The 14,494-nt window shown below is 76.6% G+C and carries 12 protein-coding genes; 5 read left to right on the top strand and 7 right to left on the bottom strand.

Features of this window, described 5'->3' with window-relative positions; genetic code table 11:
- Nucleotides 1-101: 101 nt before the first annotated feature.
- The 5 genes from CCE01nite_RS04000 to CCE01nite_RS03980 form a co-directional block, all read right to left on the bottom strand.
- Nucleotides 102-980, bottom strand: a complete 879-nt coding sequence (locus CCE01nite_RS04000; protein WP_034632100.1) for a hypothetical protein — start codon at nucleotides 978-980, stop codon at nucleotides 102-104.
- Nucleotides 977-1,708 (bottom strand): RNA polymerase sigma factor, encoded by a 732-nt coding sequence (locus CCE01nite_RS03995; RefSeq protein ID WP_246056311.1) that lies wholly within the window; start codon nucleotides 1,706-1,708, stop codon nucleotides 977-979. Before CCE01nite_RS03995 ends, CCE01nite_RS04000 begins: the two co-directional genes overlap by 4 nt.
- Nucleotides 1,705-2,784 carry an amidoligase family protein gene (locus CCE01nite_RS03990; protein WP_141372001.1) on the bottom strand — a complete coding sequence of 360 codons (1,080 nt, stop codon included), beginning with the start codon at nucleotides 2,782-2,784 and terminating at the stop codon, nucleotides 1,705-1,707. The genes CCE01nite_RS03995 and CCE01nite_RS03990 overlap by 4 nt, the downstream gene beginning before the upstream one ends.
- 81 nt (nucleotides 2,785-2,865) lie before the next feature.
- Nucleotides 2,866-3,435 (bottom strand): hypothetical protein, encoded by a 570-nt coding sequence (locus tag CCE01nite_RS03985; protein ID WP_141372000.1) that lies wholly within the window; start codon nucleotides 3,433-3,435, stop codon nucleotides 2,866-2,868.
- 178 nt (nucleotides 3,436-3,613) lie between these two features.
- On the bottom strand, nucleotides 3,614-4,648 hold the full coding sequence (locus CCE01nite_RS03980) for a LacI family DNA-binding transcriptional regulator (RefSeq protein WP_141371999.1): 1,035 nt from the start codon (nucleotides 4,646-4,648) through the stop codon (nucleotides 3,614-3,616).
- 288 nt (nucleotides 4,649-4,936) lie between these two features.
- Between CCE01nite_RS03980 and CCE01nite_RS03975 the strand changes: the two genes are divergently transcribed.
- Nucleotides 4,937-7,336 (top strand): beta-xylosidase/alpha-l-arabinosidase, encoded by a 2,400-nt coding sequence (locus tag CCE01nite_RS03975; RefSeq protein ID WP_141371998.1) that lies wholly within the window; start codon nucleotides 4,937-4,939, stop codon nucleotides 7,334-7,336.
- 209 nt (nucleotides 7,337-7,545) lie between these two features.
- Here CCE01nite_RS03975 and CCE01nite_RS03970 read toward each other — a convergent pair whose 3' ends face one another.
- Together CCE01nite_RS03970 and CCE01nite_RS03965 are read right to left on the bottom strand one after the other, a co-directional pair.
- On the bottom strand, nucleotides 7,546-8,052 hold the full coding sequence (locus tag CCE01nite_RS03970; RefSeq protein WP_084142997.1) for an SRPBCC family protein: 507 nt from the start codon (nucleotides 8,050-8,052) through the stop codon (nucleotides 7,546-7,548).
- The gene (locus CCE01nite_RS03965) at nucleotides 8,049-8,375 is read right to left on the bottom strand and encodes an ArsR/SmtB family transcription factor (protein ID WP_034635383.1); all 327 of its coding nucleotides are present in this window, start codon (nucleotides 8,373-8,375) and stop codon (nucleotides 8,049-8,051) included. Before CCE01nite_RS03965 ends, CCE01nite_RS03970 begins: the two co-directional genes overlap by 4 nt.
- Nucleotides 8,376-8,541: 166 nt before the next feature.
- On the opposite strand from CCE01nite_RS03965, the gene CCE01nite_RS21185 reads away from it, so the two are divergent.
- From CCE01nite_RS21185 to CCE01nite_RS22480, 4 genes are all read left to right on the top strand, one after another.
- On the top strand, nucleotides 8,542-9,435 hold the full coding sequence (locus CCE01nite_RS21185) for a hypothetical protein (protein ID WP_034635385.1): 894 nt from the start codon (nucleotides 8,542-8,544) through the stop codon (nucleotides 9,433-9,435).
- Between the two features lie 211 nt (nucleotides 9,436-9,646).
- Nucleotides 9,647-10,741 (top strand): thiamine ABC transporter substrate-binding protein, encoded by a 1,095-nt coding sequence (locus CCE01nite_RS03955; protein ID WP_034635388.1) that lies wholly within the window; start codon nucleotides 9,647-9,649, stop codon nucleotides 10,739-10,741.
- The gene (locus CCE01nite_RS03950) at nucleotides 10,741-12,471 is read left to right on the top strand and encodes an ABC transporter permease (protein ID WP_052104517.1); all 1,731 of its coding nucleotides are present in this window, start codon (nucleotides 10,741-10,743) and stop codon (nucleotides 12,469-12,471) included. Before CCE01nite_RS03955 ends, CCE01nite_RS03950 begins: the two co-directional genes overlap by 1 nt.
- Entirely contained in the window at nucleotides 12,468-14,474 is a 2,007-nt protein-coding gene (locus tag CCE01nite_RS22480) for an ATP-binding cassette domain-containing protein (protein ID WP_307722714.1), read from the top strand. Before CCE01nite_RS03950 ends, CCE01nite_RS22480 begins: the two co-directional genes overlap by 4 nt.
- Nucleotides 14,475-14,494 lie beyond the last annotated feature (20 nt).

Genomic DNA, 14,494 nt, shown 5'->3' with positions numbered 1-14,494 from the left:
TCCTGGGAGCGGCTGGGGGTGGCTGCCAGGCTAACGCGGTGGCGTGCTCGCGTCCTGCGCTGGGGACGCGTCGGCGCAGGTGGGGACGTCGGCGCCCGTGCTCACCGGTCGCGCGGCTCGCCTCGCTTCTCCGGGGGCAGCTCGGCCCAGGCGCCGTCGGACATCCCCGCGTCGGGCACATCCGCCCCGGGTGCCGCGTCGGGCGCCACGGGCGGCGTCGGGGCGGAGCCCGGCTCGATCGGCGGCTCGCCCCCGTCGAGGATCAGCTGCCCCGCGCGGACCTTGGTCTCGTAGACCTCGGTGGACCAGAGCTCGCTGAGCGCGACGGCGTCCTCGTAGGTGTAGCCGGCGGCCCAGAACGCCTCGGCGGGGTCGTCGCCGACCACCGGCTCGCCGAGCCCGAGGTCGACGGGGGTGCGCGTGACGTCGCCGAGCGGGAGCGCCTGCCCGTCGAGCAGCAGCTGCCCGGCCTTGGCCTTGGTCTCGGTGATGTCGAGGTCCCACAGCGCGCTGAGCGTCTCGACGTCCTCGACGGTGTGCCCCGCGCCCCAGAACGCCTCGTACTGCGCGCGCGTGTAGCCGGCGGGCATGAAGGACCAGTCGACCCCGACGGCCTGCGCCACGTTCTCGACCGCGCGCGCGACCTCGGAGTACGGGTTCGACGCGGCGGCCGCACCGGCACCGGCGACGGCGATCGTCGACCCCACGACGCCCGCGAGGACGGCCCGGCCGCCACGCCGCCGGAGCGCGCTGACCGACGAGCCCGCCGGCCCCGCAGGTGCGTCGGCGAGGCGTGCCTCGATGCGCGCGGCCACGACCGACGGGTCGGGGTGGGTCGCCGCGCGGGCCCGCAGCGCCTCGGTGATCCGCCGGGCGAGCTCCTCCTCGTCGGAGGCGGGGAACCCGGGGCCGGGCGCGCCGGCGGGGCGGCGCGGGCTGTCGGGGGAGCCGTCCGTGCGGGCTCGGGGGTGGTCGCTCATGACGTCTCCGGTGAGGTTGTCAGGTCGGTGCGCCGCAGCGTCGCCAGCGCGCGCGAGGCGTGCGAGCGGACGGTCGCAGGGGTGGTGGCCAGGACGCTGCCGATCTCGGCGTCGTCGAGGCCCTCGTAGTAGCGGAGCACCAGGACGGTGCGCTGCCTCGGGGGGAGGCCCGCGAGCAGCCGCCACATCGCGTCGTCCTCGACGACGTGGTGCGCGTGGTCGCGCTGCGGGTCGGTGTGCGCGGCGAGGACCTCGTCGTCCGCGGGCCGCACGGTGCGCACGTGCCAGCGGCGGCGCCACGACAGGTGCTCGTTGGTGACCATGCGGCGCAGGTACAGGTCGGGCCGGTCCATGAGCGCGATGCGGGCCCAGCGCACGTGCGCGCGCAGCAGCACCTCCTGGACGAGGTCCGCGGCGGTGTGCCCGTCGCCGGTGAGCACGGTCGCGTACCGCAGGAGCCCCGGGAGGTGGGTGCGGACGACGTCGTCGAGCCGGCGCTCCGTCGTCCCCGCCCGCCCGGCGGTGGCGGGCAGGGCCGTGACGGACGCCAGGGCCGCGCCGTCCGCAGGGTCGTCGTCGCCCCCGTGGTCGCCGCCGCGCGGGCGGTCCCGCGCGGCGTCGCCGAGCGCGCGCACGGGCGGGCCGTGCTCCCCGTGGTGGCCGCGCACCGGCCGGAGCACGGGCACGGCGGCGCTGTCGGGTCCGGACACCCGCGTCCACGCCGTCACGACCGCACCCCCGCGAGGTCGAGGAGCGCGCCGCGCGGGTCCGCCGCCGCGCCCGCGTCGGGCCGGGGCAGCGGCCGGGGGTCGTGGCAGCGGGTCAGCAGCGCCTCGACGAGGGCGGCGCGACGCACCACGGCGTACCCGTCGACGTCTCCGGGCAGGATCCGCACCTCCAGGGTGTCGCGCTGCGGGCGAGGGCTCACGAGCTGGGTGAGGTTGACGTCGGCGTACTTGGTGAGCCCGGCGGACCGGGCCACGGCCTGCAGGCGCGCCCACCCGGTGCGGCCCTCGGAATCCTCCCAGGGCAGCTCGACGAGGTCGAGGAGCGCCTCGGGGAGCGGCGCGAGCCGCCGGCACGCGGGGTTGGTGCCCAGCGCGGCCCACAGCACCTCGCGCCAGTGCCCGAAGAGCCGGACGACGTTCGCGAAGCTCGCGGGCCGGCGGAACGGGGCGCCGTCGACGTGCAGGTGCACCGCGGCCTCGTGCGGCACGGTGAACCCGAGCTCGCGCGCGGGCACGAGCAGCCGTTCGAGCGCCTCGGCGTGCCCGGCCACGAGCGGCGGCGTCACGACCTCGCACGGACGCTCGCGCCCGGGCGGCAGCGGGAGGACGACCGCGACGCTCGCCCCCGTCGCGTCGTTGAGGCGTGCGGCGGCGGGGAAGACGTCGGCGCTGACCCCGAACAGCGCCGCCGCGCCGTCGAGCACCGAGCTCAGCGGCGCGTCCGGGTCGGCGTGCCGCTCGACGAGGCGCAGCAGCCGCGCGTCGTCGCACAGCACCCGGTACCAGCCCCGGTGGCCGGGCAGCCCGCGCACCCCCGCGAGGTCGGCCTCGATCGTGATGTCGTCGACGAGGCGCGCGACCGGCTCCCCCTGCGGGCCGACCACGTCGAACGCCGGCGACAGGTGCCGGAACACCCCGACGCCCGGGACGGCCGACGGCTCGCTGTCCCCGTGGAACGAGCGCCGCACCCGGCCCCCGCACCGTGCGGCGATCTCGTCGGCGAGCACCTGCCGATCGGAGCCGGGGGGCGCCAGCAGCTCGATCTCGAAGCCGGTCCGCAGCGTCAGCTGGTCCATGGGCTCGTCTCCTCGGGGGTCGGCGGCGGGGTGCCGGGTCGTGCGGTGGCAGGGCACCCCGCCGCGGGTCGGGCGGTGACGTCAGGACGCGGGCGTGCTGCCCGGCGCGATCGGCAGCTCCTGCTCGTCGAGGATCATCTGGCCCGCGCGGGCCTTGGTCTCGTAGACCTCGACGGACCAGAGCTCGCTGAGCGCGACGGCGTCGTCGTAGGTGTAGCCGGCGGCCCAGAACGCCTCGGCCGGGTCGGTCCCGGTCACGGGCTCGCCGAGCTCGACGTCGACCGGCGTCCGGGGACCCTCGAGCGGGAGCGCCTGCCCGTCGAGCAGCATCTGCCCGGCCTTGGCCTTGGTCTCGGTGACGTCGAGGTCCCACAGGGCGCTGAGCGCCTCGACGTCCTCGACGGTGTGCCCCGCACCCCAGAACGCCTCGTACTGGGCCTGGGTGTAGCCCGCGGGCATGAACGACCAGTCGACCCCGGCCTCGGCGAGCGCGCCGGCGACGGCCCGGGAGACCGACGAGGTCGGCGCGACGGCCATCGCGGCACCGGCACCGGCGACGGACAGCCCGGCGGCGACGACGCCGACCGTGACGAGGCGGCGGCGGCGCGGGCGGGAGTCGCGGGGGGTGGGGGTGGTGGTGGGGTTGCTCACGGTTCCTCCTGGGGGAGCGGGTGATCGGTACCCCCTTAGAACGCGGCTCGACGCCGTGCTGTGGAGCCGCGGGCGCGTCCGGTTCGTGACGGTCGTGCGGAGGAACGGCGAAGACGCGCGACGTGCGGACCCCGGGCGGTCGTCGCGTCCGCCCGGCGCCGTGCTCGCCGCGGGCGGGTCAGGCCTCGGTGGGCTCGACGAGCCGGGCGGTGCTGTTGCGCACCACGAGGCTCGTCGCGAGGTCCATGCGGGTGCTGACCGAGGCGCCCTCGCGGGCCCGCAGCACGAGGCGCGCGGCCTCCTGCGCCATGTTGCGCAGCGGCTGGTGCACGGTCGTGAGGGCCGGGCTCGACCAGCGGGCGACGGCGACGTCGTCGTAGCCGACGACCGAGAGGTCCTCGGGGACGCGCAGGCCCTGGCGCCGGGCGGCCTCGAGGACGCCGAGCGCCTGCAGGTCGCTGCCCGCGAAGATCGCGGTCGGGCGCCGGTCCGCGGGCAGCGCGAGGAGCTCGGTCGCGATGTCGTGGCCGCCCTGGACGTGGAAGTCGCCGAAGCGGACGAGCGTCGGGTCGACGCCGTGGCCGGCGTTGCTCATCGCGGAGCGGTAGCCGTCGAGGCGGGCGAGGGAGCACATCATGTCCTCGGGCCCGGTGATCATCGCGATGCGGCGGTGGCCCAGCTCGAGCAGGTGGCGCGTCGCGGCGAGGCCGCCGGACCAGTTGGCGGAGCCGACCGAGGGGACGTCGGGGTCCGGGTCGCCGGCCGGGTCGACGACGGCGAAGGGGATCGCGCGCGAGCGGAGCTGGTCCTTGACGCCCGCGGGCAGCGAGGAGAACACGAGCACGACGCCGAGCGGGCGGCGCTGCAGCACGCCCTCGAGCCACTCGGGGCCGGGGGCGTGGCGCGTGCCGCTCTCGGTGAGCACGACGCTCGCGGAGGCCTCGCGCGCGACGTCCTCGACGCCGCGGATGAGCTCCATCGCCCAGATGGTGTCGAGCTCGTGGAAGACGAGCTCGATGAGCGGCGCGGCGCTCGACGGGCTGGTCCGGCGCCGGTAGCCGTGCCGTCCGAGCAGGCCCTCGACGCGCTCGCGCGTGGCCTCGGAGACGTCGGCGCGGCCGTTGAGGACCTTCGAGACGGTGGAGATGGAGACGCGGGCCTCGGCCGCGACGGCCGCCAGGGTCACGCGGTCGGCCCGGGCGTCGATGGTCATGCGCCCCAGGGTAGCGGCCCGGACAGCACGGGAGCGGGAACTTTCGAGCGCGGACGCGTCCTTGACGCTGTTCCGCGGCGCTGACTACGCTCCGGGAGGTCTGGCAAGTTTCGGCGCGAGTCTCGAAACGTTCGACGGCCGACGCCGGGCATCTCCCGCTGCTTCCCCTGTGATGCGGAAGCGGTTCGACGCTCCCGCGTCGTACTGTCGGACCTCACGAGTCCGCTCGCTCCGCAGGGGTCGGTCGCGCCCGGGCACAGGCCCCGCGCACCGGCGGAAAGTAGCGTCATGCACACGAAGCACGAGAGCGGGACCCGCACGTCCCCGGCCACACCCACGGACGCGGCCGTGCCCGTGTGGGCCGACGCGTCGGTCCCCACCGAGGACCGCGTCGAGGCGCTCGTCCGCGCGATGACGCCCCGCGAGAAGGTCGCCCAGCTGGTCGGCGTGTGGGTCGGCGCGTCCGCGGAGGGCGGTGAGGTCGCCCCGCACCAGCACGACATGGAGGAGGGCGTCGACCTCGACGCGCTCCTGCCGGACGGGCTCGGCCAGCTCACGCGGCCGTTCGGCACGGCGCCGGTCGACCCCGCGCTCGGGGCCCTGTCGCTGCTGCGCACCCAGGAGCGGATCCGCACGTCGAACCGCTTCGGCATCCCCGCCGTCGCGCACGAGGAGTGCCTCGCGGGCTTCGCCGCGTGGGGCGCGACGGCGTACCCCGTGCCCGTCTCGTGGGGCGCGACGTTCGACCCCGACCTCGTGCGCCGCATGGCCGACGCGATCGGGCGCGACATGCGCTCGGTCGGCATCCACCAGGGGCTCGCGCCCGTGCTCGACGTCGTCCGCGACGCGCGCTGGGGCCGCGTCGAGGAGACCGTCGGCGAGGACCCGTACCTCGTGGGCACGATCACCACCGCGTACGTGCAGGGACTCGAGCGCGCCGGGATCGTCGCGACGCTCAAGCACTTCGCGGGGTACTCCGCGTCGCGCGCCGGCCGCAACCACGCGCCCGTCTCGATGGGTGCCCGCGAGCGCGCCGACGTCGTGCTGCCGCCGTTCGAGATGGCCGTCCGCGAGGGCGGCGTCCGCTCGGTGATGGCCGCGTACACCGACACCGACGGCCTCGCCTCGCACGCCGACCCCGAGCTCCTGACCGCGCTGCTGCGCGACGCCTGGGGCTTCACCGGCACCGTCGTCGCCGACTACTTCGGCATCGCGTTCCTCAAGCTGCTGCACGGCGTCGCGGGCACCTGGGCGCACTCCGCGGCGCTCGCGCTCGAGGCCGGCGTCGACGTCGAGCTCCCGACCGTCAAGACGTTCGGCGAGCCGCTGCTCACGGCGCTCGAGAAGGGCGAGGTCGACGAGGCGCTCGTGGACCGGGCGCTGCGCCGCGTCCTCGCGCAGAAGGTCGAGCTCGGGCTGCTCGACGCCGACTGGGACCCGGTCCCCGAGGTGCTGCGCGGGCGCGACCTGACCGACACCGAGGCGCTGCGCGGCACCGTCGACCTCGACCCCGAGGGCAACCGGGAGATCGCGCGCACGCTCGCCGAGGAGGCGGTCGTGCTGCTCCGCAACGACGGCACGCTGCCGCTCCGTCCGGACGTGCGTAAGGTCGCCGTCGTCGGCCCCACCGCCGAGGACCCGATGGCGGTGCTCGGCTGCTACTCGTTCCCGGCGCACGTCGGCACGCACCACCCCGAGCTCCCGCACGGCATCGCGCTGCCGACCCTCGCGGAGTCGCTGCGCGCCGAGCTCACGGGCGCCGAGGTGTCGGTCGCGCGCGGCTGCGACATCGACACCGATGACGCGTCCGGCTTCGACGAGGCGGTCGCGCTCGCGACGGGCTCCGACGTCGTCGTCGTGGCGGTCGGGGACCGCGCCGGGCTGTTCGGGCGCGGCACGAGCGGCGAGGGCTGCGACGCCGAGACGCTGCGGCTGCCCGGCGTGCAGCAGGACCTCGTCGACGCGCTGCTCGCGACCGGCACCCCGGTCGTCGTGGTGGTTCTCTCGGGCCGCCCGTACGCGCTCGGCGCGGCGACCGGCTCCGCCGCCGGCATCGTGCAGGCGTTCTTCGCCGGCGAGGAGGGCACGCCCGCGATCGCGCGCGTGATCTCCGGCGCCGTCGAGCCGCAGGGCCGGCTCCCGCTGAGCGTCCCGCGCTCGGAGCACCTGCAGCCGACGACGTACCTCGCGCCGCCGCTCGGGCGCCAGAACGGGGTCTCGAACCTCGACCCGACCGCGGCGTTCGCGTTCGGGCACGGCCTGACGTACACGTCGTTCGCGTGGTCGGAGGTCGAGCTCGACTGCCCCGACGTCCCGACCGACGGCGCCGCGACGCTGGCGTTCACGCTGCGCAACGAGGGCGGGCGCACGGGCACGGAGGTCGTCCAGGTCTACCTCCACGACCCTGTCGCCACGGTCGTGCGCCCGGTCCAGCGCCTCGTCGGGTACGGGCGCGTGGTGCTCGCCGCGGGCGAGGAGACGCGCGTGCACGTGCGGGTCCCCGCCGACGTCGCCGCCTACACCGGGCGGGACGGGCGCCGGGTCGTCGAGCCCGGCGAGCTCGAGGTCCGGCTCGGTGCGTCGAGCGCCGACACCCGCCTGACCGCGACCGTGACGCTCACGGGCGCCGAGCGGGCCGTCGGCCACACGCGCGAGCTGCACGCGACCGTGGGGTTCGGCGCGGCCTGACCCGCGACGGCCCGCGCCGGCCCGGGACCCCGCGCACAACGGGGTCCCGGGCCGACGTGCGTCCGGTCCGGCGCGGGGCGGCCCTGCTCGCCCGGCCGGCGGGCACCTCGGGCGCGGCGACTCGCGGGCGCGGCGACCTCGGCCGACCCGGGCACCTGCGGGTGTCGAGGGCGACCTCCGGCGGTCGCGGGCGCCGGCGCCCGGCCCGGTCAGCCCGCGATCCCGGTCGCGAAGCCGTCGAGCAGCCCGCTCCAGCCGTCGGGCGCCCCGAGCGACGCGCGCATCTCCGTCGCCCGCTCCCCGTAGGCCTCGAGGCCGCGGTGCTCGAAGTCGACCCGCGTCGCCGGGGCGCCGTCGGGCCCGCTCTCCGGCGTGAACCGGACCTCGATCTCGGTGACGAGCGCGGCGTCGAATGCCCAGTCGGCCCCGACCTGCCAGGCCAGGACGACGCGTCCGGGCGGCTCCCAGGCGATCACGTGCCCCCACTCGCACTCGGTGCCGGCGGCGTCGCGCTCGAACCAGCGGCCGCCCGCGCGCGGCTCGACGACGACGTCGACGAGCGGCTGCTCGCCCAGGTGGTAGTCGGCCCTCCACCAGCGCGCCATCCCTGCGGTGAAGACGTCGAACGCGCGCTCGGGCGGGGCGGCGACGGTCAGGGTGCGGACGATGGGGTCGACGGTGGTCGTGGTGCTGCTGACCTGCTCCTCGGTGCTCATGGGCTCTCCTGCGGTGCGGCGGGGTCGTGCTCGACGGCACGGGCGAAGGCGGCGAGCGAGTCGTCCCAGAACCGGTCCAGGTAGGCGCGCAGCGTCGCGAGGCCGCGGGCGTCCAGCCGGTACACGCGCTGGGTGCCGACAGCGGTGTCGGTGACGAGGCCCGCGTCCTTGAGCACGCGCAGGTGCTGCGAGACGGCGGGTCGGCTCACGGGCAGGCGGGCGGCGAGCTCGCCGACGGCGTGCGGCCGCTCGGCCACGAGCTCGAAGACGCTGCGCCGCGTGGGATCGGCGAGGGCGTCGAGCACGCCTCCGTAAGTCGTCACGAACGGTAAGTTACGGCTGACGAATGCGTGGCGTCAACGGGTCGGGGCGTCCGACTCTCGTCGAGGCGGCGACCTGGGTGAAGTCGACCGGGCCGCCCGCGGTGCGCCGGGTGACCTCGCCCACACGGCGGCCGCCGGGCCTCCGGCGTGCGGTACAACGTGACGCGTGACCACCCGGCCCGCCCCGCCCGCCCTGGACGGCGGTCCGCACGCGCCCGACGCGCACGTCTCGCCCGACACCCCCGGCGCGCGCGACCCGCACGGCGCGTCCGACGCCCCCGCAGCGCGCGACACACGTGGCGCGCCCGACGCGCACCGTCCCCTCGACTGGCCCGACGAGCCGGAACGCCCCGACGACGTCGACCGGCGGCCGCCCTCCCGCGCCGAGCGGCGCACCGCGTGGTGGGACCGTGCGGTCGCGACCGTCGGGCTCGCCGCGCTCGGGCTGTGCATCGGCGCGCTCGCCCTCACGGCCGGCGACCTCGCTCCGCGGGACGTCGCCCGTGAGCTGGCCGCGACCGGCGTGCGCGCCCAGGTCCAGCGGGTCACCGTGCGGCCCGCCGAGGAGCCGGGCGGCCGGCTCGCCGTCACGTTCGAGGCGGGCGGCGAGACCGTCGTCGCGAACGCCGTCGGCTCCGGGACGGAGCGGGCCGACGAGGACCCCGCGACGATGGTCGTGCTGCACGACCCCGACGACCCGACCCGCGCGATGCTCGAGGAGGACGTGCGTCACCTCGCCGACGAGGCGCTCCCGGACGGGCTCGCGACCGCCGCGCTCCTCGCCGCCGTGGCCGCGGGAGCCGCCGGGCTGCGGGTCGTGCGCGCCGCGCGGGCCCGGCGGCGCGGGGGCCACCTGCGCGCCGTCGACCCCGCCGCGGTGGCCGCCGTCCTCGTCGTCGCCGCCACGGTCTCGGGCGTCGTCGTGGCCGGTGAGCACGTGCCCGCGGCCTGGAGCTGGCTCGGGTTCCCGGTGTCCCTCGCGGTCACCGTGGTGGCCGTGCAGCTGGGTGTTAGGGTCGCGCTGAACGACAGGGGAGCGCCTCGGCCCACCCGCCCGTGACCGGCCACCACCGGCCCCCGGGCGGCCCGGGTCCCGGCGCTGAGAGTGCGGTCCGCCGCAGACCCTCGAACCTGATCCGGCTCGCACCGGCGTAGGGAGTCGGGCTTCTCAGTCCTCGCCGTCGCCGTGCCGCACGGCCGCCCCCGGGCAGCCGGACCGCGCCGGCCCGGCGACGACCCCCTCCTGCATCCCATGAGGAGGAGCACCACGCATGGCACGCACCACCCCGCGCACCCGGCTCGCCGCTGGAGCGCTCACCGTCCTCGCACTCGCCGGCTGCTCGGCGATCGGTGCGGACGACGGGCCCGACGACGCCACCGGTGACGCGACCGGCGCCTCCGATGGGACCGTCACGCTCGTCACGCACGACTCGTTCGCGCTGAGCGACGGCATCCTCGCGCAGTTCGAGGAGGAGACCGGGCTGACCGTGAAGCAGGTCGCCCCCGGCGACGGCGGCGCGCTCGTCAACCAGCTCGTGCTGACCAAGGAGAACCCGCTCGGCGACCTCGCCTACGGCATCGACACGACGTTCGCGTCGCGCGCGATCGACGAGGGCGTGCTGCTCCCGTACACCTCGCAGGCGCCCGCGGCGGTCGACGCCGCCCAGCACGCCGTCCCGGGCGACGACGAGGGGCTGCTCACCGCGGTCGACTTCGGTGACGTGTGCCTCAACGTCGACCACGCCTGGTTCGCCGAGCGCGGCGTCCCCGAGCCCGTGACCCTCGACGACCTGACCAAGCCGGAGTACAAGGACCTGCTCGTCGTGACGAACCCGGCGACGTCCTCGCCCGGGCTGTCGTTCCTCATCGCGACGATCGCCCAGAAGGGCGAGGTGCAGTACCAGGACTACTGGGCGAAGCTGCGGGCCAACGGCGTCAAGGTCGCCGAGGGCTGGTCGGACGCCTACTACACGGACTTCTCCGGAGCCGACGGCAACGGCCCGCGCCCGATCGTCCTGTCCTACGCGTCCTCGCCGCCGTCGACCGTCCCCGAGGGCACCGACGAGCCGACCACCGGCGCGCTGCTCGAGACGTGCATGCGCCAGGTCGAGTACGCCGGCGTGCTCGCGGGCGCCGAGAACGTCGAGGGCGCGCAGCGGCTGCTCGACTTCCTGCTCTCCGACGCCGTCCAGGCCGACATCCCCGGGTCGATGTACATGTACCCGGTGAGCTCCGCGGTCGACCTGCCCGCCGAGTGGGAGCGGTGGGCGCCGCTCGCGACCGACCCGGCGCCGATCCACCCGAAGGACATCGAGGCGAACCGCGAGACGTGGATCGCCGGGTGGACGGACGTCGTGATCGGCTGATGCTCCACCCCGGCCGCGACCACCCCCGCACCCGACGGAGCCGGCTGCCCGCCGGGTCCGCGGCGCTGTGGGTGCTCGCGGCCGGGCTGCCGCTCGCGTTCCTCGCGCTGTTCTTCGTGTGGCCCGTCGCGACGCTCGTGGCGCGCGGGTTCGTGGCCGACGGCGCGCTCGACCTCGGCGGGTTCGCCGACGTGTTCTCCCGCCCGCGGACCTGGCGGATCCTCGGGCTCACGCTCGCGCAGGCCGGCGTCGCGACCGCTCTCGCGGTTCTGCTCGGGATCCCCGGCGCGTACGTGCTGTTCCGGTGCCGGTTCCCCGGGCGCGGGGCGCTGCGGGCGTTCGTCAGCGTGCCGTTCGTGCTGCCGACCGTCGTCGTCGGCGTCGCGTTCCGCGCGGTGCTCGCCGAGGGCGGGCCGCTCGGGGCGCTGCACCTCGACGGCACGTTCGCGGCGATCGTCGCGGCGCTCGTGTTCTTCAACTACACCGTGGTCGTGCGGACCGTCGGCGGGCTGTGGGAGCACCTCGACCCGCGCGCCGAGCAGGCCGCCCGGGCGCTCGGCGCCTCGCCGGTGCGGGCGTTCGTCGAGGTGACGCTGCCCGCGCTCGGGCCCGCGATCGCCTCCGCCGCGTCGCTCGTGTTCCTGTTCTGCTCGACGGCGTTCGGGACGGTCCTCGTGCTCGGCGGCCTGCGCTACGGGACCATCGAGACCGAGATCTGGGTGCAGACGACGCAGTTCCTCGACCTGCGAGCCGCGTCGGTGCTGTCCGTCGTCCAGCTCGTCGTCGTCGCGGGTGCGCTGACGCTCGCCGCCCGGGCCCGCCGGCGGCAGGAGCGCGCGCTGCACCTGACCGCGACCGCCGGTGCGGCTCACCCCCTGCGGCTCGGGCGCGGGCACGGCGTCGACACCGCGGCCGCCGCCGTCACCGCGCTCGTGCTCGTGGGGCTCGCGCTGCCGCTCGTGACCCTCGTCGTGCGCTCGCTGCGCACGCCCACCGGCTGGGGGTTCGGGAACTACGTGGCGCTCGGCACGACCGGCGGGGGAGCGGGTGGGGGGAGCGCGCTCAGCGTCACCGTGTGGGACGCGGCGCTGACCTCCCTGCGCACCGCGACCGACGCGACGGTGATCGCGCTCGTCGTCGGCGGGCTCGTCGCGCTCGTCGTCTCCCGCCGCCCGCGCGCCCGCACCGCCCGGCGGACCGTCTCGGTGCTCGACGCGCTGTTCATGCTGCCGCTCGGGGTCTCCGCCGTGACGGTCGGCTTCGGCTTCCTGCTCACGCTCGACCGCCCGCTCGGGCTGCCCGTCGACCTGCGCACGAGCGGGCTGCTCGTGCCGATCGCGCAGGCCGTCGTCGCCGTGCCGCTCGTGGTCCGCACCGTGCTGCCCGTGCTGCGCGCGATCGACCCGCGGCTGCGCGAGGCCGCCGCGACGCTCGGCGCCGGGCCGGGCCGGGTCCTGCGCGCCGTCGACCTGCCCATCGCCGCGCGGGCGCTCGGGCTCGCGGTCGGGTTCGCGTTCGCCGTGTCGCTCGGGGAGTTCGGGGCGACGTCGTTCCTCGCCCGGCCGGACCGTCCGACGCTGCCCGTCGTCGTCTACCGGCTCATCGGGCGGCCCGGGGAGCAGAACTACGGCATGGCGCTCGCGGCGTCGGTGCTGCTCGCGCTGCTGACCGCGGGGATCATGGCGCTCGCGGAGCGGCTGCGCGGGTCGGTCCGGGGGGGAGAGCTGTGAGCGGCGGGCCGGGTGCCGGGGGCCTGCGGGTCGACGGGCTCGTCGTGCGCTACGGCGCGGGCGACCGCGCGACCGTGGCCGTCGACCGCGTGACGCTCGGGATCGCGCCCGGCGAGGTCGTCGCGCTGCTCGGGCCGTCGGGCTGCGGCAAGTCCTCGCTGCTGCGCGCGGTCGCGGGACTCGAGCCGGCCGCCGCCGGGACGGTCACGTGGGACGGCGCCGACCTCGCGGGTGTGCCCGTGCACCGGCGCGGGTTCGGGCTGATGTTCCAGGACGGCCAGCTCTTCCCGCACCGCGACGTCGGCGGCAACGTCGAGTTCGGGCTCCGGATGGCCCGCGAACCCCGCGCCGAGCGGGACGCCCGCGTGCGCGAGCTGCTGGCGGTCGTCGGGCTCGCGGGCTACGAGCGGCGCGCCGTCGCGACCCTCTCCGGCGGGGAGCAGCAGCGCGTCGCGCTCGCCCGTGCGCTCGCGCCGCGGCCCCGGCTGCTGCTGCTCGACGAGCCGCTGTCGGCCCTCGACCGCGCGCTGCGCGAGCGCCTCGCCGACGACCTGCGCGCCGCGCTGACCGCGACGGGCACGACCGCGCTGCTCGTCACCCACGACCACGACGAGGCCTTCGCCGTCGCGGACCGCGTCGCCGTGATGGACGCCGGCCGCCTGCTCCAGGTCGCCCCGCCCGCCGAGCTCTGGCGCCGTCCCGCGAGCCGGCGCGTCGCGGAGTTCCTCGGGTACGAGGCGTTCGTCGCGCTCGACGACCCGGCCGCCGCGCCGCTGCGGGCCGCGCTCGCGTCGGCCGGACGGGAGGCGACGGGTCCGGGGGGCTCAGCACCGCGACTGGCCGCGCTCGTCGAGGGCGCGCTCGTCGTCGCACCCGACGGAGGCGACCCCGGCCTACCGCGGGACGGTCACGGCGGTGGCGTTCCGGCGGGGTCGCGCCGAGCACGCCGTGGATGTGCCCGACCTCGGCCGGGTCACGGTGCTCGCACCGGCGGGCTCGACCGCCGCACCGGGGACGGTGCTCGCGCTCGCGGTGGACCCCGACGGGGTCGCGGTCCTCCCCAGCTGAGCCCCCGCCGAGTCAGCGGAGGGCGCGCTCGAGGAGCGCCCGGTGCCGCAGCATCCAGGACGCGTCGCGCGCGCCGGGCTTCGACGGCGCGAGATCGTCACCCGGGCGACGGCTCGGTGCGCTGGTGGGCGGCCCGCGCTACGGTCGGAGGAGCCCGCCGACTCGACGAGGAGTGCGTGATGACGACCATGCGCCTGGAGCACCGCCAGATCGTGTCCATCGACATCAAGGCCGACGCGGCCGTGGTGTGGGAGCACCTGCGCGAGCCCGCGAAGATCCGCCGCTGGTTCGGCTGGGACTACGACGGGCTCGACGCCGAGATCCGGCAGATCTTCGTCGACGAGGCGCGTCCCGCCGAGACGAGCGCGGTCGACGAGCCGGCCCAGCCGGTGCGCAGCCTCACCTGGAAGCACGGCGACCTCATCACGGTCACGCCCGTCGACGAGGGGCGCAGCCACCTGACGATCGCGCGCCAGCACGACGGGCTGCACCGGTACGACGGCGTGCGCGACGAGATGGACGAGGGCTGGATCGCGTTCGCGCAGCAGCTCCGCTTCGCCCTCGAACGGCACCCCGGCCAGGAACGCCGCACGCTGCGCGCCGAGGAGCTCGACGCGGGCGGCCCACAGGACCGTCTGCTCGACCGCGCCGGGCTGCACGGGGTGCGCGGGATCCCGCTCGGCGGTCACGTCGAGGCGCGGCGGCCGGACGGCTCGCCCCTCGGCGGGACGCTGTGGCACCGCACCGAGTTCCAGGTGGGCATCCAGCTCCACGGGCTCACCGAGGCGCTGCTCGTGATCGAGGAGACGCCCGCCGCGAGCCGCCCGCCGCACGGGCTCGTCACGGCGACGCTGTCGCTGTACGGGGCCGACGACGCGCTCGTCGCGGAGGTCGAGCGGCGCTGGTCCACGTGGTGGGGCGCGCGCCGGGCCTGAGCGCCGTTCGTGCACGTCCG

Source organism: Cellulomonas cellasea (assembly GCF_006538745.1).
Taxonomy (GTDB): Bacteria; Actinomycetota; Actinomycetes; order Actinomycetales; family Cellulomonadaceae; genus Cellulomonas_A; species Cellulomonas_A cellasea.
This window is presented reverse-complemented; position numbering and strand designations above follow the sequence as displayed.